This is a genomic window from Stenotrophomonas maltophilia R551-3, assembly GCF_000020665.1.
GTDB lineage: Bacteria > Pseudomonadota > Gammaproteobacteria > Xanthomonadales > Xanthomonadaceae > Stenotrophomonas > Stenotrophomonas maltophilia_L.
The window spans coordinates 4,340,568-4,364,032 of sequence record NC_011071.1 but is presented as its reverse complement, the minus strand read 5'-3'; the positions used below and the strand labels follow the sequence as shown (position 1 = coordinate 4,364,032).

At 67.3% G+C, this 23,465-nt stretch carries 24 protein-coding genes; 17 read left to right on the top strand and 7 right to left on the bottom strand.

Features of this window, described 5'->3' with window-relative positions:
- The first annotated feature begins 90 nt into the window (after nucleotides 1-90).
- The 4 genes from SMAL_RS19680 to SMAL_RS19665 all read left to right on the top strand — a co-directional run bounded on the left by SMAL_RS19680 (nucleotide 91) and on the right by SMAL_RS19665 (nucleotide 4,812).
- Complete coding sequence (locus SMAL_RS19680) at nucleotides 91-1,293, top strand: GGDEF domain-containing protein (protein ID WP_012512435.1); 1,203 nt, start codon at nucleotides 91-93, stop codon at nucleotides 1,291-1,293.
- 68 nt (nucleotides 1,294-1,361) lie between these two features.
- Nucleotides 1,362-2,888 carry an alpha/beta hydrolase gene (locus SMAL_RS19675; protein ID WP_012512434.1) on the top strand — a complete coding sequence of 509 codons (1,527 nt, stop codon included), beginning with the start codon at nucleotides 1,362-1,364 and terminating at the stop codon, nucleotides 2,886-2,888.
- The gene (locus SMAL_RS19670; protein ID WP_012512433.1) at nucleotides 2,885-3,631 is read left to right on the top strand and encodes an ABC transporter ATP-binding protein; all 747 of its coding nucleotides are present in this window, start codon (nucleotides 2,885-2,887) and stop codon (nucleotides 3,629-3,631) included. The genes SMAL_RS19675 and SMAL_RS19670 overlap by 4 nt, the downstream gene beginning before the upstream one ends.
- The gene (locus SMAL_RS19665; RefSeq protein WP_012512432.1) at nucleotides 3,628-4,812 is read left to right on the top strand and encodes an ABC transporter permease; all 1,185 of its coding nucleotides are present in this window, start codon (nucleotides 3,628-3,630) and stop codon (nucleotides 4,810-4,812) included. The genes SMAL_RS19670 and SMAL_RS19665 overlap by 4 nt, the downstream gene beginning before the upstream one ends.
- Before the next feature lie 23 nt (nucleotides 4,813-4,835).
- Here the strand turns inward: SMAL_RS19665 and SMAL_RS19660 are convergent, their stop codons facing one another.
- Both SMAL_RS19660 and SMAL_RS19655 read right to left on the bottom strand, forming a co-directional pair.
- Nucleotides 4,836-5,546, bottom strand: coding sequence for a transposase (locus SMAL_RS19660; RefSeq protein WP_006400927.1), 711 nt, complete (start codon nucleotides 5,544-5,546; stop codon nucleotides 4,836-4,838).
- 100 nt (nucleotides 5,547-5,646) lie between these two features.
- On the bottom strand, nucleotides 5,647-6,444 hold the full coding sequence (locus tag SMAL_RS19655; protein ID WP_012512431.1) for an AraC family transcriptional regulator: 798 nt from the start codon (nucleotides 6,442-6,444) through the stop codon (nucleotides 5,647-5,649).
- A 77-nt stretch (nucleotides 6,445-6,521) separates the two neighbouring features.
- Here SMAL_RS19655 and SMAL_RS19650 point away from each other — a divergent pair, with 77 nt between their 5' ends.
- Complete coding sequence (locus SMAL_RS19650; RefSeq protein ID WP_012512430.1) at nucleotides 6,522-6,776, top strand: hypothetical protein; 255 nt, start codon at nucleotides 6,522-6,524, stop codon at nucleotides 6,774-6,776.
- A gap of 83 nt (nucleotides 6,777-6,859) precedes the next feature.
- Here SMAL_RS19650 and SMAL_RS19645 read toward each other — a convergent pair whose 3' ends face one another.
- Both SMAL_RS19645 and SMAL_RS19640 read right to left on the bottom strand, forming a co-directional pair.
- Nucleotides 6,860-7,864, bottom strand: a complete 1,005-nt coding sequence (locus SMAL_RS19645) for an energy transducer TonB (protein WP_012512429.1) — start codon at nucleotides 7,862-7,864, stop codon at nucleotides 6,860-6,862.
- Nucleotides 7,865-8,064: 200 nt separating this feature from the next.
- The gene (locus SMAL_RS19640; protein WP_006400856.1) at nucleotides 8,065-8,685 is read right to left on the bottom strand and encodes a TIGR00645 family protein; all 621 of its coding nucleotides are present in this window, start codon (nucleotides 8,683-8,685) and stop codon (nucleotides 8,065-8,067) included.
- A gap of 112 nt (nucleotides 8,686-8,797) precedes the next feature.
- Here SMAL_RS19640 and SMAL_RS19635 point away from each other — a divergent pair, with 112 nt between their 5' ends.
- The 4 genes from SMAL_RS19635 (at nucleotide 8,798) to SMAL_RS19620 (ending at nucleotide 14,432) form a co-directional block, all read left to right on the top strand.
- On the top strand, nucleotides 8,798-9,487 hold the full coding sequence (locus tag SMAL_RS19635; RefSeq protein ID WP_012512428.1) for a glutathione binding-like protein: 690 nt from the start codon (nucleotides 8,798-8,800) through the stop codon (nucleotides 9,485-9,487).
- 170 nt (nucleotides 9,488-9,657) lie between these two features.
- Nucleotides 9,658-11,883 (top strand): S9 family peptidase, encoded by a 2,226-nt coding sequence (locus tag SMAL_RS19630; protein WP_006400853.1) that lies wholly within the window; start codon nucleotides 9,658-9,660, stop codon nucleotides 11,881-11,883.
- A 25-nt stretch (nucleotides 11,884-11,908) separates the two neighbouring features.
- On the top strand, nucleotides 11,909-12,424 hold the full coding sequence (locus SMAL_RS19625) for a cytochrome c oxidase assembly factor Coa1 family protein (protein ID WP_006400851.1): 516 nt from the start codon (nucleotides 11,909-11,911) through the stop codon (nucleotides 12,422-12,424).
- Between the two features lie 205 nt (nucleotides 12,425-12,629).
- Entirely contained in the window at nucleotides 12,630-14,432 is a 1,803-nt protein-coding gene (locus SMAL_RS19620) for a DUF885 domain-containing protein (protein ID WP_012512427.1), read from the top strand.
- Between the two features lie 91 nt (nucleotides 14,433-14,523).
- Here the strand turns inward: SMAL_RS19620 and SMAL_RS19615 are convergent, their stop codons facing one another.
- A complete protein-coding gene (locus SMAL_RS19615) occupies nucleotides 14,524-14,982 on the bottom strand; it encodes a hypothetical protein (RefSeq protein WP_010482223.1) in 459 nt (152 codons plus the stop codon).
- Nucleotides 14,983-15,166: 184 nt separating this feature from the next.
- Here SMAL_RS19615 and SMAL_RS19610 point away from each other — a divergent pair, with 184 nt between their 5' ends.
- From SMAL_RS19610 to SMAL_RS19595, 4 genes are all read left to right on the top strand, one after another.
- Entirely contained in the window at nucleotides 15,167-15,415 is a 249-nt protein-coding gene (locus tag SMAL_RS19610) for a hypothetical protein (protein ID WP_012512426.1), read from the top strand.
- Between the two features lie 122 nt (nucleotides 15,416-15,537).
- Nucleotides 15,538-16,455 carry a bestrophin family protein gene (locus tag SMAL_RS19605; protein ID WP_012512425.1) on the top strand — a complete coding sequence of 306 codons (918 nt, stop codon included), beginning with the start codon at nucleotides 15,538-15,540 and terminating at the stop codon, nucleotides 16,453-16,455.
- A 19-nt stretch (nucleotides 16,456-16,474) separates the two neighbouring features.
- The gene (gene hemB, locus SMAL_RS19600; protein WP_006400669.1) at nucleotides 16,475-17,464 is read left to right on the top strand and encodes a porphobilinogen synthase; all 990 of its coding nucleotides are present in this window, start codon (nucleotides 16,475-16,477) and stop codon (nucleotides 17,462-17,464) included.
- A 32-nt stretch (nucleotides 17,465-17,496) separates the two neighbouring features.
- The gene (locus tag SMAL_RS19595) at nucleotides 17,497-17,766 is read left to right on the top strand and encodes a hypothetical protein (protein WP_012512424.1); all 270 of its coding nucleotides are present in this window, start codon (nucleotides 17,497-17,499) and stop codon (nucleotides 17,764-17,766) included.
- 33 nt (nucleotides 17,767-17,799) lie between these two features.
- Here the strand turns inward: SMAL_RS19595 and SMAL_RS19590 are convergent, their stop codons facing one another.
- A complete protein-coding gene (locus tag SMAL_RS19590; protein ID WP_012512423.1) occupies nucleotides 17,800-18,672 on the bottom strand; it encodes a TolB family protein in 873 nt (290 codons plus the stop codon).
- Nucleotides 18,673-18,720: 48 nt separating this feature from the next.
- Between SMAL_RS19590 and aroE the strand changes: the two genes are divergently transcribed.
- The 3 genes from aroE (at nucleotide 18,721) to dinG (ending at nucleotide 22,193) form a co-directional block, all read left to right on the top strand.
- Nucleotides 18,721-19,566 carry a shikimate dehydrogenase gene (gene aroE, locus SMAL_RS19585; protein ID WP_006400656.1) on the top strand — a complete coding sequence of 282 codons (846 nt, stop codon included), beginning with the start codon at nucleotides 18,721-18,723 and terminating at the stop codon, nucleotides 19,564-19,566.
- A gap of 3 nt (nucleotides 19,567-19,569) precedes the next feature.
- A complete protein-coding gene (locus SMAL_RS19580; protein ID WP_006400655.1) occupies nucleotides 19,570-19,923 on the top strand; it encodes a hypothetical protein in 354 nt (117 codons plus the stop codon).
- A 167-nt stretch (nucleotides 19,924-20,090) separates the two neighbouring features.
- Nucleotides 20,091-22,193 (top strand): ATP-dependent DNA helicase DinG, encoded by a 2,103-nt coding sequence (gene dinG, locus SMAL_RS19575; protein WP_012512422.1) that lies wholly within the window; start codon nucleotides 20,091-20,093, stop codon nucleotides 22,191-22,193.
- A 57-nt stretch (nucleotides 22,194-22,250) separates the two neighbouring features.
- Here dinG and SMAL_RS19570 read toward each other — a convergent pair whose 3' ends face one another.
- Nucleotides 22,251-22,862 carry a hypothetical protein gene (locus SMAL_RS19570; RefSeq protein ID WP_012512421.1) on the bottom strand — a complete coding sequence of 204 codons (612 nt, stop codon included), beginning with the start codon at nucleotides 22,860-22,862 and terminating at the stop codon, nucleotides 22,251-22,253.
- A 123-nt stretch (nucleotides 22,863-22,985) separates the two neighbouring features.
- Between SMAL_RS19570 and SMAL_RS19565 the strand changes: the two genes are divergently transcribed.
- A complete protein-coding gene (locus SMAL_RS19565; RefSeq protein WP_012512420.1) occupies nucleotides 22,986-23,384 on the top strand; it encodes a hypothetical protein in 399 nt (132 codons plus the stop codon).
- Nucleotides 23,385-23,465: the final 81 nt, after the last annotated feature.

Here is a 23,465-nt window from a genome sequence, read left to right as displayed (position 1 = left end):
ACCCCGCATCACCCCCGGACCGGACAGCGCCATGGGGACTGCACCACAAGGCGCTAAGATGCGCGCGCCGCCCCGGTCGACGAGCGCCGCATGTCCCTGGATTTCCCCACCATCACCGTGCTTGGCTTCCTGCTCTGCATCGGCATCGCCGTGGGGTTCTCATTGCTGCTGGTGGTGCTGCGCGGGCAACCAGTGCTGCGCCTGTGGACCGCAAGTCTATGGCTGCTGACCCTGGGCGTGACCCTGCTGGCGCTGCGACCCTACCTGCCGTTGGCGCCGGCCATACTGGCCGGGAATGCGGCGATGGCCGGTTGCGCGGTGTTGATGCTGCGCGGCGTGGCGCTGCATCTGGAACAGCCGCTGCCGCTGTGGCGGCCGTTGTTGATGGCAGCTGCGTTCATGGCCTGCATCTTCGCCTTCCTGGTGCTCTGGCCGAACCTGCACCTGCGCCTGCAGGTGTTCAGTGTGTTCGCGCTGATCGTCGATGGCTGGATCGCATGGCTGCTGCTGCGACATGCACCGGCGCAGCAGCGCACCAGCTGCCGGCTCGCGGCGGCGGTGTTCCTGGCCGAGGCTGCGCTGTACGCCGTGCGCCTGTTCCTGCCGGTGGCACCCGATGCGGGCGAGGACATCATGCGTACCGGCTCGCCGATGTTCGTCACCTACATTGCCGGGGTGATGCTGGAACTGGCGCGCTGCTTCGCGATGGTGCTGCTGCTGGTCGAGCGCATGCTGGTCGATCTGCGGCATGCCGCGCGCACCGATGGCCTGACCGGCCTGCTCAACCGCAGCGCGGTGCTGGCCGATGGCCAGGTGCAGTTGCAGCGGTCGCGCCGGCAGGGCCGTCCGCTGGCCCTGCTGTTGGTCGACGTCGACCACTTCAAGCAGGTCAATGACCGCTGCGGCCACCTGGCCGGAGACCAGGTACTGCGCCACTTCGCTGACCTGCTGCAGCACTGCGTGCAGGGCCACGATCACCTGCTGGGCCGCTATGGAGGCGAAGAGTTCGTGCTGGTACTGCAGGGACGCACGCAACGCGCTGCGATGGAGCGGGCAGTGGCAATCCGCACCCGCCTGCAGCAGTACCCTGCATTGCTGGCCAGTGGGCCGGTGAGCGTCACCGCCAGCATCGGCCTGGCCATGGACGAGGGCCAGGGTGACCTGTCGACGTTGCTGGCAGCGGCTGATGCCGCGTTGTACCGGGCCAAGGCCGCGGGCCGCGATCGCCTGGTCTGCGCCACGCCGGCGGAGATTTCGCGTCTGCCCATCGCCGACGACGCCGTGCCCGTGTAAGTTGAGTCACATCTTCCGCGGCAGCCCGTCGTGGTTGCCAGGAACGTCCTCCAGGGGAAACGAGCACGATGCACAGACACCACCTCGCGTTGGCCGCAGCGTTAGCCAGCCTGATGCTTGCCGGTTGCAGCCAGTCACCATCACCCGGCGCCGAAGGCGCCAGCGATGCACCCAGCCGCCATTTCGGCACGATCGACTTCCAGCCCTGCACGCTGTCTACAGAAGGCGCCAGCGCCAACGTGGAAGCGCAGTGCGCCACCCTGCAGGTGCCGGAGGACCGGGCCCAGCCCGATGGCCGACGTATCGGCCTGCGCATTGCCTGGCTGGAATCGGGCAGCAGCGGCTCCAGCCAGCCCGACCCGGTGTTCTTCCTGGCCGGTGGCCCCGGCCAGGCGGCCAGCGAAGTGGCGGTCATCGTCGATACCGCGCTGCGCCAGGTGCGCAAGCAGCGTGATGTGTTCCTGATCGACCAGCGCGGCACCGGCGGCTCCAACCCCCTCAGCTGCCTTGGCGCGGATGGCAAGGAACTGGCCATGGACGAGGATGCCGCACCCACTGAAGCGTCGCTGCGCGCCTACGCCGAGCGCTGCGCCGCTTCGCTGCAGGGGCGCGCCGATGCGCGCTTCTACACCACCACCGAGGCGATTGCTGATCTGGATGCAGTGCGTGCGGCGCTCGGTGTGAACCAGCTCAACCTGGTCGGCGGCTCCTACGGTACCCGCGTGGCCCAGCGCTATGCCGGCGCCTACCCGCAACACACCCGCAGCATCGTCATCGATGGCGTAGTGCCCAATGAACTGGTGGTGGGCGGTGACTTCGCCACGACGTTCGAGGATGCGATCGCCCTGCAGTCGGCGCAGTGCCGCAAGGATGCCGCCTGCAGCAAACGCTTCCCGACCGACACCCGCGCGCAGCTGCGCAGCGTGGTCGAGACCCTGCGCCGTGCGCCGGTCTCGGTGGAGTATCGCGACCCCGGCACCAACCAGACCCGACAGGATGTGTTGAGTCCGGACAGCGTGATCGGCCTGGCGTTCGCCTTCTCCTATGTGCCGCAGTATTCCTCGCTGCTGCCGCTGGTGCTCGATGAAGCCGCGCATGGCCGCTATGCACCGCTGGCGTCGCTGGCACGCGGTGCGAACCGCAGCATGGATTTCCAGATCAACCGAGGCATGCAGTGGTCGGTGATCTGCAGCGAGGATGCGCCGCGCTACAAGGCGCCGGCCGAGGACCCGGAGCGACTGTTCGGCAACGACGTGGCCAGTGCCTTCTTCGCGGCCTGCCCGGTATGGCCGCACCAGCCGGCGCCAGCGGCCAATGCCGTGCCGCTGCGCAGCGACGTACCGGCGCTGCTGCTGTCCGGTGAACTCGACCCGGTGACGCCACCGCGCTATGCCGAACAGGTCCTCAAGGGCCTGCCCAATGGCCGCGCGCTGGTCGCCCGCGGCCAGGGCCACGGCACGCTGAGTGCTGGCTGCATGCCGCGCCTGCTCGGCCAGTTCATCGACAAGACCGATGCCAAGGCGCTGGATGCCGGCTGCCTGGACACGCTGAGCTACGTGCCGGCGTTCACCTCGTTCAACGGATGGGAACCATGATCGTCGCCGACAACCTGCACAAGGCTTTCGACACCCGCACCGGCCGCATCCAGGCGGTCTCCAATGTCGGCTTCCGCGCCGAGGACGGCCGCATCACCGGCCTGCTGGGCCCCAATGGTGCCGGCAAGACCACCACCATGCGCATGCTGTACACGCTGATGACCCCGGACCAGGGCAGCATCAGCGTCGATGGTGTCGACGCCGCACGCAATCCGGTGGAAGTACGCCGCCACCTTGGCGTGCTGCCCGATGCGCGTGGCGTCTACAAGCGCCTGACCGCGCGCGAGAACATCGCCTACTTCGGCGAGCTGCATGGCCTGTCGGCCGAGCGCATCCGCGAACGCATCGAAGTGCTGTCGCATGCCCTGGACATGGGTGACATCCTCGACCGCCAGACCGATGGCTTCTCGCAGGGCCAGCGCACCAAGACCGCGATCGCCCGCGCGCTGGTGCACGACCCGCGCAACGTCATTCTGGATGAGCCGACCAACGGCCTGGACGTGATGACCACGCGCGCACTGCGCCGCTTCCTGCTGGGCCTGCGCGAAGAGGGCCGCTGCGTGATCCTGTCCAGCCACATCATGCAGGAGGTGGCCGCGCTGTGCGATCACATCGTGATCATCGCCAAGGGCACGGTGATGGCTGCCGGCAGCGCCGATGAACTGCGTGCGCAAGCCGGCGAATCCAACCTGGAAGACGCGTTCGTGAAACTGATCGGCAGCGAAGAGGGCCTGCACGCATGAGCATGATGACGACCCTGATGACGGTGATGCGCAAGGAACTGCGCGACCTTTCCCGTGATCGCCGCACGCTGCTGCTGACCCTGCTGTTCGGGCCGCTGCTGTACCCGGTGCTGCTGCTGGGCATGGGCAAGCTGGCCGAGAGCCGGGTACGCACCCAGATCGAACAGCCGCTGCAGATTCCAACCATCGGTGCAGAGAATGCGCCGAACCTGGTGCGCTTCCTCGCCGCACAGGGGCTCAATACCGCACCGGCGCCGAAGGACCTGGCCGAGGCCATCCGCAGCCAGGACATCGACGTGGCGCTGCGCATCAGCGATGACTTCGGCAAGGACTGGGCCGACGGCAAGCCGGCGCTGGTGGAAGTGATCAAGGACAGTACCCGCCGTGCCGCTGAAGTGCCCAGTGCGCGGCTGGAAGCGGCGCTGGCCACCTACAACGGCCAGGTCGGTGCGTTGCGATTGATGGCGCGTGGCGTCGACGCGCAGGTAGCGCGGCCGCTGGACGTGGCACGCCAGGACCTGGCCAGTGCCGAGGCCAAGCGCGGCATGATCCTGTCGATGCTGCTGCCGGTGCTGCTCACGCTGACCTCGTTCATTGGCGGTGCCTATCTGGTGATGGACGCCACCGCCGGCGAGCGCGAGCGGCAGTCACTGGAACCGCTGCTGGCCACGCCCGGCTCGCGCAGCGCGATCGTCAGCGGCAAGATCGCGGCTGCCTGCGTGGTTGGCTTCGTGTCACTGCTGCTGACCCTGGTCGCATTCAAGGTGAGCGCACAGATCGCGCCCGGCAACATCGGCCGCCAGTTCAACATGAACGTCGCCTCGATGCTGCAGATGCTGCTGGTGATGGTGCCGATGCTGATGATCGGCACCTCGCTGTTGACCTTCCTGTCGGCGGCGGCAAAGAGCATGAAGGAAGCGCAGAGCCATATGACCTGGCTGATGCTGCTGCCGATGATGCCTGGCTACGCACTGGTGGCGTACCCGCTGAAGAGCGAGCTGTGGCAGTACGCCGTGCCGTTCCTGTCGCAGAACCAGATGCTGTTGAAGGTGATCCGCCATGAGACGATCACGCCGGCGGTGTGGGCCATCTATCTCGGTGCCAGCCTCGGCCTGGCCGCACTGCTGTGGTTCGCCGTCGTGCGCCGTTACCACAACGAGCGCCTGGCGATCTCCGGCTGACCGGAAAAAGGGGACGGAGGGGATTAAGTCGTTTCTGCCTCTCCCATCCCCGCCTTTCGGGGGCGTCCCCGCTTGCGCAGCACCACCGGTCGCCCCAGTGTTTCTTCCACCATTTGCAAGTACGTCGCATTTCCCAATGGATGTTGCGCAGTACTGTGGGCGCGGATTGCAGGCAGGTCGGCGGACGCATTCAGATCCCGCAGGAACTGCGCATAGAGCGTCGTCCGCTGTCGCTTGGTCGGGGCCAGTGCCTGAAAGGCGGGATGTTCCGTCAGCATCGGATCATCGCGGCGCTGCAGGTTTCCATGCACGCTCGACCATGGGTGATCTTCCGCATGGGCTGCCATGCCTGCGCGAACGGGATTGAGTTCGATGTAGCGATAGACGCTGAGCAAGTAGGCATCACTGTCCACCATCGAAGAATGGAATCGGCCCTGCCAGAGAGGTCCGCTGCGCTCATGCCGCTGATTGAACGCCTGGACATAGTTGTTGCCCTGCATCCGCATCGCGTTGGCCAAGCCGACCTGAGTGGAGGGTGTGGCCAATAGATGGACGTGATTGCCCATCAGTACGTATGCGTGCAGCGCGACATGGTGTTTCAGGAAGGCGCCGTGCAACAGATGCAGAAACAACTGGCGGTCTATATCGTCAACGAAGATCGCCCCCTTGTTCACTCCGCGCTGGGTTACATGGTAAGGCTGGCCGGCCAGCATCAGGCGTGCTTGTCGAGGCATGGGAGCTCACGGGTCCGAGGAGCAACCAGCGTGCCGCGGCTGTAACTGCGGAGGGCATCAGGCGATGCCGCGAGATGGTGTGGGGTAGGGCAGAAGCGACTTAATCCCCTCCGTCCCCTTTTCCATACCTTGCAGGCGTCACCCCCATCTCGCGCTTGAACACGGCGATGAAGGCACTGGGTGTGTCGTAGCCCATGGACAGCGCGACGCTGATCACCGGCTCGCCGGACAGCAGGCGTGGCAGTGCCAGCAGCACCCGCAGGCGTTGCCGCCATTGACTCAGCGTCATGTGGGTCTCGGCCAGCCAATGGCGCGCCAGGCTGCGGCTGGACAGACCGCTGCGGGTGGCCCAGTCCTCGATGCTGCGGTTGTCGTGCGGTGCGCGCGCCAGTGCGGCGGCGATCTTCTGCAGTCGCCGGTCACGTGGTTGTGGCAGGGCAAGCGGCAGAGGCGTGCTGGCGGCAATCTCATCGGCGATCACACCGGCCAGTCGTGCCTGCGCAGCATCCAGCGGCCGATGGGGCCATCGCAGCGCACGTATTGTCGCCGCCTGCAGCAGTGCATTGGGCTGGAAAATGCGCGGTGTGGAGGGCAGACCCAGGCAGGCCTCGGCGTTGAAGTACAGGCTCCAGCCATCGAACCCGTCTGCGCTCAGCAGCGCGTGAGGCAGCAAGGGCGGTATCCAGGCGACGTGACCTGCGGGCAGCAGCCAGTGTAGGTCGTCGGCGGCGATCCGCAGCAGCCCCTGCTGTGCACCCAGCAGCTGGCCGCGTGCATGCTGGTGGCGGGCCGTGCGACGCATACCGTGCTGGCGCAGCCGGGCCGCCAGCACCACCGGTCCGTCGGCGGCATCGGCCAACGCGGGGTCGAGTAATACGGTGGTTGTCTGATCTGCCATATCGATTGGCAGTTATACGGCAGAAACGTCGCGTCCGGGCCCCGACACTGGAGCCAACTTCAACGGAGCGCTTCCCTATGCAGCCACAGGACATCCTCCCCGATCACCAGAACGACGTGCAGGTGAACGGCCTCACCGTACGCAAGGGCAGCGTTGGCGCGTTCCTGGCCAGTGTCCGCGACTGGCAGGACCCGGCCAGTGATCCCACCCTCCGCACCACCGCCGAGGCCGACCTGCGCGCACTGTTGCCGGGTCTGCATGCGCTGGGCCTGTTCCAGGTGCTGGCCGCGCGTGATCCGGCGCTGCAACGCCTGATCGACAGCGTCTGCTGAAACGGACAAGGCCCGGACGGACCGGGCCTTGGCGTCATGGAGGGGGCGGAAACGACTTAATCCCCTCCGTCCCCTTTTGGCGGTCAGCCGCCGCCCGGTGCGAACACCAGGGTGCGGCGGGTGGTGACCGGTGCGTTGACCGGCTCGAAGCGCCAGCGCTTGACCGCGTTCAGGGCTTCGCGGTCGAAGACGCGGCCGGGTGTCGCGCGCAGCACTCGGGCGTTGACTACCGAGCCGTCGGTGCCGACGGTGATCTCCACCAGCACTTCGCCGGAAGTGCCTGCGCGCAGCGCCTCGGCCGGATAGCGCGGTGCCGGCGTACTGACCGGGCGCAGGCTCGGTGCCGCCGCTGCCGTGGCCTGGCGTGCGGCACTGGCCTGCTGGGCGGCCGCTTGCTGCTGCTTCTGCTCGGCCTCGCGGCGGGCGGTGGCCTGGCGCTCGGCTTCCTGGCGCTCGCTGTCGCGGCGCGCGGCGTCCTGTTGCGCGGCGATCTGCTTGGCCGCATCGGCTTCCTTGGCGCGTTGCTCGGTCAGGCGCTGCTGTTCGGCCTGCTGCTTGGTCCGGTCTTCGGCGTCCTTCTTTGCCTTCTCGGCTTCAGTCTCGGTGCGCTTGGCCGCGTTCTCCACGCCCTTGGCCAGGCCTTCCTTCAGGCGCGGCAGGGCGGGGGCGGAGGCGTCCACCTTTTCGATCAGCGCCACCAGGCGCTGCGCTTCGGGGTAGTCCTCACGGCCGAGGTGCTGCTCGGCGGCGATCAGGGTGTAGGGCAGCAGATCGGTCAGCGCGCTCTTCACCGAGGCGTCGTCCGGCGTCTTGTCGCGCAGCGCCAGGTAGTACTCGATGGCGTTGTCGCCGGCCGGTGCATACATGCGGTTCTCGCGCAGCGCCTGGCTGGCCGATTCGCGCAGCTGTTCGGTGCCCATCGACTGCACCTTGGCGGCGACCACCGGTGCTGTCGATGTAGCCGCGGCGGGCGTCGTGGCGGGTGCGGGCGCCGGGGTTTCTTCCTTGCCCGAGCAGGCGGCCAGTGCCAGTGCCAGGGCAACCGGCAGCCACCGGCGCGCGGCGGTGATCGTTGAGACGTGCGACATCCTGCTCCCCTCTAGAAGACGACGTGACGTAAATCATTGATATGCATGGCCGGGACCAGCGGTCCGGGCGCGGCAGGGTGACGTTTCCCGACGCCACCGCCGGCAACGGCGAGGGAGCAATCTAGCATCCCGGCCACCGCCGCGTACAAGGGCGATGGCCGGAACAGGGCAGCGGCAATGCGTCGCTGGTGGCCGTTACATCAGTGGTCGTGCGCCTTGTCGTGCGCCTTGCTGTGGCTGTTGGACATCAGCTTGTCGGTCCAGGCGATGCCGATCGCCGACAGGATGAACACGCAGTGGATGATGGTCTGCCACAGCACGCCGTCCGGGGTCAGCATCGAGCAGCGGGCGACACCGATGTTGGCGGCGGCCACGCTCATCTGCTCCGGCGTGCACAGCGGAATGCCACCCAGCGCACCACTGGCGATGAAGGTCTTCAACAGGTGGATCGAGGAGATGCCGATGATCGCCATCGCCAGCTTCACCTTCAGCACGCTGGCGTTGACGTGGCTCAGCCATTCCGGCTGGTCCGGGTGGCCTTCCAGGCGCAGGCGCGAGACGAAGGTCTCGTAGCCACCCACGATCACCATCACCAGCAGGTTGGAGATCATCACCACGTCGATCAGGCCCAGCACGATCAGCATGATCTGCTGTTCACCCATGGAGGCCGAATGCGAGATCAGGTGCCACAGTTCCTTGCCGAACAGGAACACATAGACGCACTGCGCCACGATCAGGCCCAGGTACAGCGGCAGCTGCAGCCAGCGCGAGGCGAAGATCAGCGTGGACAGCGGGGAGAGCGGCGGGCGGTTTGCACTCATGCGGAGGATGCTGCGTTGCGGGGGAGAGGCGAGGTTACCGGCCCGCCGTGACGGTGCCAACCCAACTCTCGCACTAGACTTCGGGTTCCTTTCCGCACCCCGAGCCGCCGCCATGATCGACCTGTATTACTGGCCCACCCCGAACGGCCACAAAGTGACCCTGCTGCTGGAAGAAGCCGGCCTGGAATACCGCATCCACCCGGTCAACATCGGCTCGGGCGACCAGTTCAAGCCGGAATTCCTCGCCATCTCGCCCAACAACAAGATGCCGGCCATCGTCGACCATGCCCCGGCCGATGGCGGCACCCCGCAGAGCGTGTTCGAGTCCGGCGCGATCCTGCTGTACCTGGCCGAGAAGACCGGCCGGTTCCTGCCCAGCGACCCGCGCGGCCGCGTCACCACCCTGGAATGGCTGTTCTGGCAGATGGCTGGCCTGGGCCCGATGAGCGGCCAGATGGGCCACTTCAATGTGTACGCGCCGGAAAAGATCCCCTACGCGGTCGAGCGCTACGACAACGAAGTACGCCGCCTGCACGGGGTGATGGACAAGCGCCTGGCCCAGCACGCCTTCCTGGCCGGCGACGAGTACACCATTGCCGACATGGCCAGCTACCCGTGGATCGGCGCCTACGACAAGCTGCCGGTGGATTTCGCCGCGTTCCCGAACCTCAAGCGCTGGCATGAAGCGATTGCCGCACGCCCGGCGACCCAGCGCGCCTATGCCCTGCGTGAGCAGGTGAACCCCAACGCCGGCAAGCCGCTCAGCGACGAAGAGCGCAAGCACCTGTTCGGCCAGCGTTGACCCAGGACGGTGGTCCAGGGGTCGGATCCCTTTGCAGCGCAAAGGGCTCTGACCCCAGCACCGCAGCATGGGCAGAAGGTCATGCTGTCTTCCCGCACGGGCTTGGTTAGGATGGGGGACGACCGCCCTGCACCCACCGGGGGCGGACCTGCCGTTTGCCGGGACCCTTCATGCGCCACCTGTTCGCTTCGCTCGCCCTCATGCTCGCCACCAGTACTGCCGCCCACGCTGAAAAGCTGACCCTGGAAGCCATCACCGGCCCGCTGCCGTTGTCCGGCCCGACCCTGATGAAGCCGAAGGTCGCTCCCGACGGTTCGCAGGTCAGCTTCCTGCGCGGCAAGGACAGCGACCGCAACCAGCTGGACCTGTGGACCTACGACATCGGCAGCGGCCAGACCCGCCTGCTGGTGGATTCGAAGGTGGTGTTGCCCGGCACCGAGACCCTCAGCGACGAGGAAAAGGCCCGCCGCGAGCGCCAGCGCATCGCCGCGATGACCGGCATCGTCGATTACCAGTGGTCGCCCGACGCGCAGCGCCTGCTGTTTCCGCTCGGCGGCGAGCTGTACCTGTACGACCTCAAGCAGCAGGGCCAGGCGGCGGTACGTCAGCTGACCCACGGTGAAGGTTTCGCCACCGACGCCAAGCTGTCGCCCAAGGGCGGTTTCGTCAGCTTCATCCGCGGCCGCAACCTGTGGGTGATCGACCTGGCCAGTGGCAAGCAGCTGCAGCTGACCCGCGACGGCAGCACCACCATCGGCAACGGCGTGGCCGAGTTCGTCGCCGACGAGGAGATGGACCGCCACACCGGTTACTGGTGGGCGCCGGACGATTCGGCCATCGCCTTCGCCCGCATCGACGAGGCACCGGTGCCGGTGCAGAAGCGCTACGAGGTCTACGCCGACCGCACCGACGTGATCGAGCAGCGTTACCCGGCCGCGGGCGACGCCAACGTGCGCGTGCAGCTGGGCGTGATCGCACCGGCCGCCGATGCGCAGCCGCGCTGGGTCGACCTGGGCAAGGAACAGGACATCTATCTGGCTCGTGTCGATTGGCGCGATGCGCAGCACCTGAGCTTCCAGCGCCAGTCGCGCGACCAGAGGCAGCTGGACCTGGTGGAAGTGGCGCTCGATTCCAACCGCCAGCGCGTGCTCGCCCACGAGACCAGCCCGACCTGGGTGCCGCTGCACAACAGCCTGCGTTTCCTCGATGACGGCAGCGTGCTGTGGTCGTCCGAGCGCACCGGTTTCCAGCATCTGTACCGCATCGACAGCAAGGGCAAGGCCACTGCGCTGACCCACGGCAACTGGCCGGTGGACGAACTGCTGGCGGTCGATGAGAAGGCCGGCAAGGCCTACTTCCGCGCCGGCATCGAGACCTCGCGCGAAAGCCAGATCTATGCGGTGTCGCTGCAGGGCGGTGAGCCGCAGCGCCTGTCCAAGGCGCCGGGCATGCACAGCGCCAGCTTCGCCCGCAATGCCAGCGTCTATGTCGACAGCTGGTCCAACAGCACCACGCCGCCGCAGATCGAGCTGTTCCGCGCCAATGGCGAGAAGATAGCCACCCTGCTCGAGAACGATCTGGCGGACCCGAAGCATCCCTATGCGCGTTACCGCGATGCACAGCGCCCGATCGAGTTCGGCACGCTGACCGCGGCCGACGGCAAGACCCCGCTCAACTACAGCCTGATCAAGCCGGCCGGCTTCGATCCGAACAAGCGCTACCCGGTGGCGGTGTACGTCTACGGTGGCCCGGCCAGCCAGACCGTCACCGACAGCTGGCCCGGCCGTGGTGACCACCTGTTCAACCAGTACCTGGCCCAGCAGGGCTACGTGGTGTTCTCGCTGGACAACCGCGGCACCCCGCGCCGTGGCCGTGACTTCGGGGGCGCGTTGTACGGCAAGCAGGGCACGGTGGAAGTGACCGACCAGCTGCGCGGCGTGACCTGGCTGAAGCAGCAATCGTGGGTGGACCCGGCGCGCATCGGCGTGCAGGGTTGGTCCAACGGTGGCTACATGACCCTGATGCTGCTGGCCAAGGCCTCGAACCAGTACGCCTGTGGCGTGGCCGGTGCGCCGGTGACCGACTGGGGCCTGTACGACAGCCACTACACCGAACGCTACATGGACCTGCCGGCGCGCAACGAAGCGGGTTACCGCGAAGCGCGCGTGCTGACCCATATCGAAGGCCTGCGCTCGCCGCTGCTGCTGATCCACGGCATGGCCGATGACAACGTACTGTTCACCAACTCGACCAGCCTGATGAGTGCGCTGCAGAAGCGTGCACAGCCGTTCGAACTGATGACCTATCCGGGCGCCAAGCATGGCCTGTCCGGTGCCGATGCGCTGCATCGCTACCGCGTCGCCGAAGCCTTCCTGGGACGTTGCCTGAAGCCTTGATTGCCAGCCGGGAAGGAGCCCGCCGATGACCCTGCCACCGCCGATTCCCGCCCATGGCCAGAGGCCTGCCAGCTGGTGGTGCCGACACTGGCGCTGGGCGATGCCGTTGACGGTGGTGCTGGTGCTGGGCGCGGTGGGGGGCGTGGTGACCTGGAGCGTGCTGCGCTGGAGCGAGGCGGCACGCGAGAGCCCACCGATGCGCGAAGCACTGCGCCGCGCCGGTTGCAGCATCGAACTGGTGGAAGCCTTCGGCGAGCCGCTGCGCACCGGATCGATGCCACTGGGCAGCATGCAGACCGCGATCAACGGCCAGCGTGATGTTGGCCTGACCGTGGCCCTTGAAGGACCGCATGCGCATGGTCGGTTGTTCGTGAAGGGCACCCGCAGCGATGACGTATGGGATTACCCGGTGATGTACGTGCTGGGGGAAGACAAGCAGACCTTCGACCTGACCGCGCTTGATGACGACGAGGCCGCACAGGAGTGCGAACTGCAGGCCTGCCGCGAGCGTGGCGACTGCCCACTCACTGCCGTGCTGTGACCTTCGGTCACGCGACCGGGTAAGGGCGACCATGTAGAGTCGACTGTTAGTCGACTGCTCTCCACAAGACGCCTGAAAACCCCGCGCTGCGCGCGATAGTCGACTGACAGTCGACTCTACCCATCAGCCGCGCCGTGACCTCCCGCCGATTGTCGCCGCCGCCCTGAGCGCGTAACTTGCGGGCAACCCTTTGCTGGAGTGTCCCATGAAGCCGATCGCGTTGGCCGTTGCCCTGGCCCTGACTGCCGCCCCGCTGCTGTCCGCACCGCCGGCGCTGGCGGCACCCGCCGCCAAGGCCGCCACCCCGGCCAGCCCCGCCTGGGTCGCCCGCAGCAATGCGCTGGCGCAGATCCTGCTTGATGCGCAGGGACCGTTCCAGCCGGAGGAAACCGGCTTCTTCGGCGTGCCTGGCTACGACGACAAGGTGGCCGATCTTGGCCCGGACAACAGCAAGCGCTATCGCGCCGCGATGGCCAAGGCGCGTGACGATCTGAAGGCGAAGCTGGCCACCGAGAAGGATCCCAATGTCCGCCAGGACCTGGAGATCATGATCCACGCCGCCAGCCAGAACATCGAAGGCAGCGAGCTCAACGAGAAGTACCTGCTGCCCTGGAGCGACGCGCCGCAGACGGTGTTCAGCGGCCTCAACCTGCTGCTGTCCGACCAGGTGCCGGCCGAGCGCCGGGCCAAGGCGATCGACCGCCTCAAGGCCTATGCCGGCCTGCAGCCCGGCGGCACCGCGTTCACCACGCTGGCGCGCCAGCGCTATGAAGAGCACTTGAAGGACAGCAGCCTGCTGCAGCCGACGAAGATCGAAGTGCAGCAGTCGCTGGACAACGTCGAGACCTACATCACCGGCATCGAGTCGCTGCTGAAGAAGTACCAGATCGCCGGTGCCGACGAGGCGATGAAGACCCTGGCCGGGCAGATGAAGGACTACGCTGACTGGACCCGCAAGGAGGTGCTGCCGAAGGCGCGTACCGATGCACGCCTGCCGGCACCGTTGTACGCGTACCAGCTCAAGCAGGTCGGCATCGACATCGACCCGAAGCTGCTGATGCAGCGCGCGCAGCTGGAATTCATGGAAACCCGCTCGGCGATGCAGCAGCTGGCGCCGCTGGTGGTGAAGGACAAGGGCCTGAAGGTAGCCGACCCGAGCGACCCGGTGGCGGTGATCCGCGCGCTGAAGGCCGACAAGATCGCCGACGATCATCTGGAAGGCCACTACCGCAAGGTGATCGACGCGATCGATCCGTTGATCCGTGAGCACGCCATCGTCGACGTGCCCAAGCGCGCCATGCAGATGCGCCTGGGTTCGGCCGCCGAGAGCGCCGCCAGCCCGGCGCCGCACTTCCTGCCGGCGCCGCTGGTCAACAACACCGGGCAGCAGGGCACCTTCGTGCTGCCGCTGGGCAATCCGGCCGCCGGTCCGGGTGCGCAGTACGACGACTTCAACTTCGGTGCGGCGGCGTGGACGCTGAGCGCGCATGAAGGCCGTCCCGGCCACGAACTGCAGTTCACCGCGATGGTCGAGCGCGGCATCTCGCTGGCGCGCACCATGTTCGCGTTCAATTCGGTGAACGTGGAAGGCTGGGCGCTGTACGCCGAAGCCGAGATGGTGCCGTACGAGCCGCTGGACGGTCAGATGATCGCCCTGCAGTTCCGCCTGCTGCGTGCCGCGCGCGCGATGCTCGACCCGATGCTCAACCTTGGTCTGACCGATCGTGCCAATGGCGAGCGCGTGCTGATGGAGCAGGTCGGCCTGTCCAAGGCGATGGCCACCCAGGAGCTGGACCGCTACATGGTGCGCATGCCGGGCCAGGCCGGAAGCTACTTCTACGGCTACACCCGCATCCTGGAACTGCGCATGCAGACCGAGCTGGCACTGGGCGCGAAGTTCGACCGCCTGGCGTTCAACAACTTCCTGCTCGACCAGGGCCTGCTGCCGCCGGACCAGCTGGCCGACGCGGTGAACAAGGTGTTCGTGCCGAAGTACCAGAAAAAATAACGGTAGCGCCGGGCCATGCCCGGCGACATCTGGTTTTTTCCGCTGCGCTCGCCGGGCATGGCCCGGCGCTACCCGCGTTGACGCTGCTGCGTCAACGCTGCGGTGTGATCACCTGTGTCGGCAATCGCGCGGGCGGTGCCGGATTCGGCACCCAGATCGCGACGCCGGCGGCGCGCTTCTGCGTGGTCGGAATGCCGATGCCGACGCCTCCGCCGACATGCGAGCCGAACGTGCCGGCGCCGACCGACATGCCCACCGGCGAACCGCTGCTGCCCACGCCCATCAACACGACACCGTTGGCGCCCAGCGCCGCAGCCTCACGTTTCAGGCGGGCCACGGCGGCATCGGTCTGGCCCTGGGTGCCGAAGCCCACCGCAGACGCTGATTCCAGCTGTGCGATTTCCTGCGAGCCGGCCGGTGGCGTCGAATAGATCTGCACCAGCGCCGGATCGATCGGTGCGCGGGCGCGGCCCAGCATCACCTTGGAGGTGCTGGCGCAGCCAGCGGCGACCAGCAGGATGGCCGCCAACGCGGCCCAACGGATGTTCATGGCACGACCCCTGTAGGACTGGTTGCGATCATCGGCGGGCCACTCTGAATCGGCGCCAACACCCGGGCCAGGGCACGCACGGCAGCACGCTAGCATGGTGCGGGTGACAGCCCTGCCAATGGCAGTAGGCGGCGACAGCGGGAACGTCTATGGTTGGGGCAGGAACCAACTGCGGGAGAGCGGCATGGGTGTGATCAGTCTGTTGTGGGGCGTACTGGCGCTGTTGTGGATGATCCTGGCGCTGATTCCGCTGCTGGGCTGGGGCAACTGGTTCCTGATCCCGTTTGCCGCCGTCGGCGCGGTGATCGCCGCGCTGGGCATCCTGTTCACCCACCCGACCAAGCGTGGCCGGGCCTGGGCCGGGCTGGTGCTGAACGGCATCGTGGTGGTGGTTGGCATCCTGCGCCTGGGCCTGGGCGGCGGCGTGGTCTGATCCCGGGCCGGGGTGCGACAGGGCGTCGCAGGCGCACGGCCCGTGGCCGGGCAGGGGCGTACAATGAATGGCTGCGCGAGCCCCCCGCGTGCCTGTGAATCCGCGCCCGGCGCGGCTGCCCCATGATCATCCGACCCCGTCCCCACGGCTGGCAACTGCTGTATATCCTGCGCGGCTCGATCGTCAAAGCGATCGCGCCGAAGGTGCTGGCCATCCTGATCCTGTCCATCGCCGTGGCCGCTGTGGTGGAACTGGCACCGCCGACCGGCATCGAGCGCGTCTCGGTCACGCCGTTCACCCTGCTTGGCCTGGTGCTGTCGATCTTCCTCAGCTTCCGCAACAGCGCCTGCTACGAGCGCTGGTGGGAGGGCCGCAAGCTGTGGGGCCAGCTGGTCTACGAATCGCGATCGCTGGCCCGCCAGGTGAACCTGCTGCTGGCCGATGACACCGGCCGTCGTCGCCGCATCGCCTACCTCACCACCGCCTTCGCCCATGCCCTGGCCGGTCGCCTGCGCGGGCGTATCGTCGCCCTGGTAGCGCTGCCGTGGCTGGACAAGCGCCAGCGCGAACAGCTGGGCCAGCGCGAGAACGTGCCCGACGCGCTGTTGTCGATGATCGCCGCCGAACTGGCACAGGCACTGCGCAGCGGTGAGCTGGACCCGATCCTCTACACCCAGCTGGAAGAACGCCTGCACGCGATGTCGTCGATCCAGGCCGGTTGCGAGCGCATTCTCACCACGCCGCTGCCGTTCGCTTACACCCTGCTGCTGCACCGCTGTGCGTGGATGTTCTGCGTGCTGCTGCCGTTCGGCCTGGCCAGTTCGCTGGGCTGGGGCACGCCGGTGCTGTCGGCGGTGTTGGCCTATGCCTTCTTCGGCCTGGACCAGCTGGGCGAAGAAATGGAAGACCCGTTCGGCCTGGAGCCGAACGACCTGCCGCTGGACGCGCTGGTGCGCACGATCGAGATCGACCAGCTCGACGCGCTCGGCGAACGCCCCTTGCCCGAACCCCTGCTGCCGCAGGGCTACCTGTTGCAATAGCCACTCCTCGGAGCCTGCCATGTCTCATCCGCTTTACCGCCCGCGCCGCATGCGCCATGACGAGTTCTCGCGCCGCCTGATGCGCGAGAACACGCTGACCACCGACGACCTGATCTACCCGGTGTTCGTGCACGAACTCGCCGGCCGCACCGCAGTACCGTCGATGCCGGGCGTGGAGCGTCTGTCCATCGAAGAACTGCTGAAGGTGGCCGAAGAGGCGCTGGAGCTGGGCATTCCGGTGATCGACCTGTTCCCGGTGATCGACCCGTCGCTGAAGTCGCTGGACGCGTCGGCGGCGTGGGCCGAGGACGGCCTGGCGCAGCGTGCGATCCGCGCGCTGAAGTCGCGCTTCCCGGAACTGGGAGTGATGACCGACGTGGCGCTGGACCCGTACACCACCCACGGCCAGGACGGCATCATCGACGACAAGGGCTATGTGCTGAACGACATCACCGTCGAGGCGCTGGTCAAGCAGTCGGTATCGCACGCCGAAGCCGGTGTCGACATCGTTTCGCCCTCGGACATGATGGACGGCCGCATCGGCGCGATCCGTCGTGCGCTGGATGCCGACAACCACATCAACGTGCGCATCATGGCCTACTCGGCCAAGTACGCCTCGGCGTTCTACGGCCCGTTCCGCGATGCGGTGGGCAGTGCGGCCAGCCTCGGCAAGGCCGACAAGAAGACCTACCAGATGGATCCGGCCAACGGCGACGAGGCCCTGCGCGAGATCGCGCTGGACCTGGAAGAGGGTGCCGACATGGTGATGGTCAAGCCGGGCATGCCGTACCTGGACCTGGTGCGCCGGGTGAAGGAAACGTTCGGCGTGCCGACCTTCGCCTACCAGGTGAGCGGCGAGTACGCGATGATGAAAGCCGCCTTCGCCAATGGCTGGCTGGACGAGCGCGCCTGCGTGCTGGAGTCGCTGCTGGGCTTCAAGCGGGCCGGCGCCGATGGCGTGCTGACCTATTTCGCGCCGCAGGTGGCGCGATGGCTGCGCGAGCGCTGACAATAGCGCCACGATAGACGGAGGATTACGCGATGGGCCCCGAACTGGGATGGATGCAATGGCTGATCTGGGGCATCGGTACGCTGGTGTTCGGCGCCATCATCGTCGGTGTCTTCATCGCTGCCTGGTGGGCCGGCAAGCGCCCGCCGGAGCAGCTCTCCGCCGCCCGCCATGTCGCCCGTGAACAGGCCCTGCCGGACAGCGTGCAGGCCGAACTGGCCGCGCTTAACCAGCGCAAGGACAACGGCCAGCTGAGCGAGGTGGAGTACGAACAGCAGCGCGCCAAGGTGTTGTCGCGCTGACGGGTGGGTGCCAACCTTGGTTGGCGTTCGCCGTCACCGTGCGCCTGGTAGGCACCCGGCCACCGCCGCCACCTTCGGCACGGCCAACCGGTACACATCCACGCCCCCGGCACGCGGTGCCTTCGCCGCACTGCTGGCGACCATCATCTCGCCGGGCTTGGCGTTGTCGATCATCGGCGCGCCGGTCCAGCCGCCGGCCTGGTTGAACGATAGACCCAGCGGCTGCAGCGCCACGCCGCTCCACGCGCAGCCGCTGCTCCACACCTGCGTGGTCGTGCCGTTGCCGCGGCTGAACACCACGGCGCCGTCATGCCCCAGCCAGTCGCCGTCGGTCTCGTCGTCGGCGCTGTTCAACGCGCTCAGTGCGCTGGCCGGGCCACGCAGTCCCTGCGCATCCAGCGTCGCCACGAACAGGTCCCAGCCGGCGCCACGGCCCTGCTGGCGGGCAAACAACAGCTGCCTGCCATCCGCGCTCAGGGCCGGCCCACGCTCTTCCCGGCGGCCCGCGTCGCCCGCCAGCAGCTGCGCGGTACCCAGTCGGCCATCGGTGGCGAGAGCGGCCCGATACAGCGCCAGCTTGCCCTCGCGGCCGGCCGCGAACAGCAGCCAGCGGCCGTCGCGGCTGAAGTAGGGATCACGGGCCTCACCGGCCACGCCTACCGGCAAGGCCTGCGCCTGCTGCCAGCGGCCGGCCACCACGCGCGCCTCCCACAGGCTCCAGCCAGCTTCGCCACGGCGGGCGAAGACGATGCGCTGGCCATCGGCACTGATCGTGGCGCGGCCCTCGTCGGCGCGGGTCGAGACCACGCCCATGCCTTCGATGCCGTACTCGTTCAACGCCATCGCCACGGGGGCAGAGAGTAGACTGGCGGCAAGCACCAGCAGGGGCGGGGTGATGCGCATCATCCGGGTCCGTGCACGAAAGAGCACCAGTCTAGCCAGCTTGAGGATTCCATGACCGACCGTTACGCCGTCTTCGGACACCCCGTTGCCCACTCGAAGTCGCCGCAGATCCACGCGACGTTCGGTCGCCAGGAAGGCATCGCGGTGGATTACCGCGCGATCGACCTGGCCCCGGATGCGTTCCTGGCCGGCCTGGAGGCGTTCGCCGCCGACGGCGGTGTCGGCGCCAACGTCACCTCGCCGCACAAGGAAGCCGCGTTCTCGGTGTGCACCACGCTGACTGCACGTGCGCGCCGCGCCGGTTCGGTCAACACGCTGCTGCGCAAGGGCGACCGCTGGCACGGTGACACCACCGACGGCATCGGCCTGGTGCGCGACCTGACCGACCGCCACGGCCTGGACCTGCGTGGCCGCCGCATGCTGCTGATCGGTGCCGGTGGCTCCGCGCGCAGCGTCGCTCCGGCCTTCCTCGATGCTGGAATCACCGAACTGGTGGTGGTCAACCGCACGCCGGAACGCGCCGATGAACTGATCGATGCCATGGGCGAGCCGGGCCGCGCGATCAGCCGCTACTGGGAAGACCTGCGCGAGCTGGGCGACTTCGAGCTGATCGTCAACGCCACCTCGGCCGGCCGCGACCGCGACGTCGAGTTCAAGCTGCCGCTGTCGCTGGTCAACTCGATGACCACCGCCGTCGACCTGAACTACGGCGAGGCCGCCATCGCCTTCCTGGCCTGGGCGCGCGCAGCGAACTGCCGCAATACCGTGGATGGCCTGGGCATGCTGGTCGAGCAGGCCGCCGAGAGCTTCCTGCAGTGGCACGGTGTACGTCCGCAGACCGACGAGGTCTACCAGACGCTGCGGCAAGGTGCCGCCGTGCTTGCCGGCGAGGACTGATCGATGGACAACACGACCCTGATGGTGACGGTGCTGAGCATCGTGGGCGTGCGCCTGCCGGTGCTGATCGCACTGTGCGTGGGCCTGGTCTGGGTGGTCGGCGCACCGCGTGATGCCACCCGCACCGGCGCCCTGGTCGGTCTGGTGCTGTTGCTGCTGTCCAGCCTCGGCGGCATGGCCGCCGGCATCCTGCCGATGTGGTTGATCAACAGCGGCAACTTCGACGCCATCTCGGGCATGAGTGCCATCCTTGGCGTGCTGCACTTCGCGCTGGCGATGGTCGAGGCCATCGGCGTGGTGCTGCTGGTGTGGGCGCTGGTGCGCCTGCTGCGTACCCGCACGATCCCGGCGTCCTGACCGGTCGCGCCGGGCCATGCCCGGCGTATCTGGCCCATGAGCGGTCCGGCCATCGGACCGTGACCGCCGTCTGGCGTCGTCGCTGGCCCGTTCAGGGTGCCAGCGACGGTGAACGCGGCCGGCCATGCGACAATGACCGGCCCGATCCAGCCACGGTACTTCCCGGCGTGACCGAAACCGTCGCCGCTCCGCGCACGCTCGATGACCCCTTGAAGGACGCGATCCGCAAGGCGTACACGACGCTGCAGGCCAATACGCCCGGCTTCTCCACCCGCCGCTCGCAGAGCCAGATGATCGGCGTGGTGTCGCGTGCGCTGTCGAAAAGCGGTGGCGTCGGCGTGGTCGAAGCGCCCACCGGCGTTGGCAAGAGCCTGGGCTACCTCACCGCAGGTGTACCGATCGCGCTGGCCAGCAAGAAGAAGCTGGTGATCAGCACCGGTACCGTGGCGCTGCAGTCGCAGCTGGTCGAGCGCGACATTCCGAATTTCCTGAAAGCCACCGGCCTGGAAGCGACCGTCGCGCTGGCCAAGGGCCGTACCCGCTACCTGTGCACGCGCAACGCTGCCGAAGCGCAGGGCGAGGGTTCCCAGGGCGGCATGTTCGAGGATGACGCGCCCTTGTTCGACCGGCCGCTGGCGCCGATCGAGATGGACATCGCCAAGCGCCTGACCGATGCCTTCACCGGCGGCAGCTGGGATGGCGACATCGACAACGCGCCGGAGACCATCAGTCCCGGCCTGCGCAGCCGCATCACCACGCCGGCCTCGGGCTGTGCCGGGCGCCGCTGTGCCTATTCGGCGCAGTGCGCGGTGCTGCGTTCGCGCAATACGGTGCGTGACGCACAGATCGTGGTCACCAACCACGCGCTGCTGCTGTCGGCGCTGTCGATCGGCGACAGCGACAACGGCCAGCCGTTGATCGCACCGCCGTCGGACATGCTGCTGGTGCTGGACGAAGGCCATCACATCGGCAACGTGGCGATCGACCAGGGCGCGGCCAGCCTGGCGCTGGACGAGATGGCCAAGCGCACAGGCCGCCTGCAGATCCTGATTGCCGGTGCCTACCGCGCGGTCGACAAGGATCGCCTGGGCAACCTGCTGCCCAACGAAGCGATCGACGTGGCCAGCAACGTGGCCAAGCAGCTGCGTGCGTTCCGCGACCACATCGAACGGGTGTGGATGCCGGCACCGGCCGATGAAGAGCCGATGTGGCGCGCGGCCAACGGCCGCCTGCCCGAGGCCTGGCGCGAGCCGATCGAAGCGCTGGCCGACGACACCCGCAGCCTCTACAACTGGGCGCATGCCGCCACCGCGCAGGTGGCCAAGGGCAAGCAGGGCGATGCCGCGCGCGAGCGCCTGCAGCGCAACCTGGGCATGGCGCTGGAAATGATCGAGCAGCAGTACAACCTGTGGCAGGCGTGGCGCCGCGAAGACAAGGACGGCGCGCCGCCGATGGCACGCTGGGTCACCGCCACCCGCGACGGCGATCTGGTGCTGCACGGCTCGCCGGTATCGGCCGCGCACGTGCTGCGCAAGCTGCTGTGGGATGAAGTGGATTCGGTGGTGATGACCTCGGCGACGTTGACCGGCGGTGGCGATTTCCAGTCGCTGGCGATCGACAACGGCATTCCCGAAGAGGCCGAGATGGTCTCGCTGTCATCGCCGTTCGACCTGCCCAACCAGGCCGAGCTGATCGTGCCGAAGTTCCCGGTCACGCCGGACGACCGCGAAGGCCATCCGCGCGAAGTGGCGCGCTACCTCGACACCGAACTGGACTGGGCCAAGGGCTCGATGGTGTTGTTCACCTCGCGCTGGAAGATGGAGAAGGTGGCCGGGCTGATGTCGGCCGCGCGCCGCAAGCAGGTGCTGGTGCAGGGCGAGATGTCCAAGACCCGGCTGATCGACGAGCATCTGCGCCGCGTGGCGGCAGGCGAAGGCTCGGTGCTGTTCGGACTGAACTCGTTCGGCGAAGGCCTCGACCTGCCTGGCGAAGCCTGCACCACGGTGGTCATCACCCAGGTGCCGTTCGCAGTGCCGACCGACCCGCAGACCGCCACCCTCAGCGAGTGGTTCGAAGGGCGCGGGCTCAACGCCTTCAACCTGATCGCGATTCCGCACGCACTACGCACGCTGACTCAGTTCGCCGGTCGTTTGATCCGCACCTCCACCGACACCGGCCGCGTGGTCATCCTCGATTCGCGGCTGCTGACCCGCCGCTACGGCAAGCGCATCATCGACGCACTGCCGCCGTTCAAGCGTGTGATCGGCTGACACAGGGTCGGATCCCTTCCGCAGGAAGGGCTCTGACTCCACCACGCACTCTGTCGCTCAAGCGCCCTCCGGATTCCGGCAGGACTGGTTGCCCATCGCATTGTGGTAATCGCGATCAAAGCAGCGCAGGAAGCCATCGAGCACGTCCAGGTTCGGCGGCCACGGCGCATCCACCTTCTGCCCGCCGGCGGTCGTGAAGTGATAGCGCCCATCCTTCAGCGCCCTGGCAATCTGCTCCGGCGCAGGAATCGCGATCAACCTTGCACGCGCTTTCTCCAGCGCCGCACGATCGCGCTGCAGGAACGCGATCGTGCCGTCCACGTAGGCGTTCCAGTAACCGGGATCGGTGTCGGTGGGCTTGTAGGTGCGCTGCATCAGCGCCACCGCCTGCGGGTACTGGCCCGCCTCCGCACGCATCTGGCCTTCATGCCACAGAATCATGGAGTTGCCCGCAGCCTTCGGCAACGCAGCATAGACGGCGAGAAGGTCAGCGGCTTCGCGGTGGCAGCCACGGTCGGCCAGCGTGCGCCAGCCGCCTTCCATGTCCTGATCGAACGCATCCGGTTCCATCGCCAGCATCGCATCGCGGTCGTAGCTGCAGTCCGGGGCTTTGGGCGGTTCGGCTGACGTGCCCATGGCAGCGGCCAGCGCAAAGGAAAGCAACATCATCGCAACCTCCGTGTTGGTGACTTCCTGGAACACCATAACGGATCAGGATGGGTAGTGCCGGCCGCTGGCCGGCAGATCACTGGCCGCCGGGCTAACATACCCAGGAAGGCTGGGAGCAGGCAGATGAAGACGGAATTCCTTTCCGAGTATTACGACGGTTTGATACAGGGTGTGTTGTCTGACGACGGTCGCCTGTTTTACTCCTTCTGTGTCCACGCCGATTTCTCGGACGTCAGCCAGGACCGCCTCTACTGGGTCATCCCGATTGATGATGTGGAAGATCAGCAGCTTCGCAACTGCCTGCTCCAGGGCGGTGAGGGAGCGCTGGATGCATTCCTTCGCGCCACATTCCTGGACAGGCACGGCATGGTTCTGGAAGGCAATCCCGAATCTTGGAGCGGCACGGAGCTGCGCTTTGAACCGCGCGGCGATGCTCATGCCTCGTTCCTCCGCTATCCCTCGGTGGATGTACTGGCGGGCGTGAGTGCCCGGCACACGTCAGCCGCGACGACTCGTAAGTGAGGACACATGCGCGATTGGACCATCATCGCGACCCACAGTGGCTGGATCGCCGCCATTTGAAATCGTCCTGCGCGATTCAGC

Bases quoted from the DNA above. Each gene is read 5' to 3' on its own strand.
- SMAL_RS19680 (WP_012512435.1), top strand. From the start codon at position 91: ATGTCCCTGGATTTCCCCACCATCACCGTGCTTGGCTTCCTGCTCTGC.
- SMAL_RS19675 (WP_012512434.1), top strand. From the start codon at position 1,362: ATGCACAGACACCACCTCGCGTTGGCCGCAGCGTTAGCCAGCCTGATG.
- SMAL_RS19670 (WP_012512433.1), top strand. From the start codon at position 2,885: ATGATCGTCGCCGACAACCTGCACAAGGCTTTCGACACCCGCACCGGC.
- SMAL_RS19665 (WP_012512432.1), top strand. From the start codon at position 3,628: ATGAGCATGATGACGACCCTGATGACGGTGATGCGCAAGGAACTGCGC.
- SMAL_RS19660 (WP_006400927.1), bottom strand. From the start codon at position 5,546: ATGCCTCGACAAGCACGCCTGATGCTGGCCGGCCAGCCTTACCATGTA.
- SMAL_RS19655 (WP_012512431.1), bottom strand. From the start codon at position 6,444: ATGGCAGATCAGACAACCACCGTATTACTCGACCCCGCGTTGGCCGAT.
- SMAL_RS19650 (WP_012512430.1), top strand. From the start codon at position 6,522: ATGCAGCCACAGGACATCCTCCCCGATCACCAGAACGACGTGCAGGTG.
- SMAL_RS19645 (WP_012512429.1), bottom strand. From the start codon at position 7,864: ATGTCGCACGTCTCAACGATCACCGCCGCGCGCCGGTGGCTGCCGGTT.
- SMAL_RS19640 (WP_006400856.1), bottom strand. From the start codon at position 8,685: ATGAGTGCAAACCGCCCGCCGCTCTCCCCGCTGTCCACGCTGATCTTC.
- SMAL_RS19635 (WP_012512428.1), top strand. From the start codon at position 8,798: ATGATCGACCTGTATTACTGGCCCACCCCGAACGGCCACAAAGTGACC.
- SMAL_RS19630 (WP_006400853.1), top strand. From the start codon at position 9,658: ATGCGCCACCTGTTCGCTTCGCTCGCCCTCATGCTCGCCACCAGTACT.
- SMAL_RS19625 (WP_006400851.1), top strand. From the start codon at position 11,909: ATGACCCTGCCACCGCCGATTCCCGCCCATGGCCAGAGGCCTGCCAGC.
- SMAL_RS19620 (WP_012512427.1), top strand. From the start codon at position 12,630: ATGAAGCCGATCGCGTTGGCCGTTGCCCTGGCCCTGACTGCCGCCCCG.
- SMAL_RS19615 (WP_010482223.1), bottom strand. From the start codon at position 14,982: ATGAACATCCGTTGGGCCGCGTTGGCGGCCATCCTGCTGGTCGCCGCT.
- SMAL_RS19610 (WP_012512426.1), top strand. From the start codon at position 15,167: ATGGGTGTGATCAGTCTGTTGTGGGGCGTACTGGCGCTGTTGTGGATG.
- SMAL_RS19605 (WP_012512425.1), top strand. From the start codon at position 15,538: ATGATCATCCGACCCCGTCCCCACGGCTGGCAACTGCTGTATATCCTG.
- hemB (WP_006400669.1), top strand. From the start codon at position 16,475: ATGTCTCATCCGCTTTACCGCCCGCGCCGCATGCGCCATGACGAGTTC.
- SMAL_RS19595 (WP_012512424.1), top strand. From the start codon at position 17,497: ATGGGCCCCGAACTGGGATGGATGCAATGGCTGATCTGGGGCATCGGT.
- SMAL_RS19590 (WP_012512423.1), bottom strand. From the start codon at position 18,672: ATGATGCGCATCACCCCGCCCCTGCTGGTGCTTGCCGCCAGTCTACTC.
- aroE (WP_006400656.1), top strand. From the start codon at position 18,721: ATGACCGACCGTTACGCCGTCTTCGGACACCCCGTTGCCCACTCGAAG.
- SMAL_RS19580 (WP_006400655.1), top strand. From the start codon at position 19,570: ATGGACAACACGACCCTGATGGTGACGGTGCTGAGCATCGTGGGCGTG.
- SMAL_RS19570 (WP_012512421.1), bottom strand. From the start codon at position 22,862: ATGATGTTGCTTTCCTTTGCGCTGGCCGCTGCCATGGGCACGTCAGCC.
- SMAL_RS19565 (WP_012512420.1), top strand. From the start codon at position 22,986: ATGAAGACGGAATTCCTTTCCGAGTATTACGACGGTTTGATACAGGGT.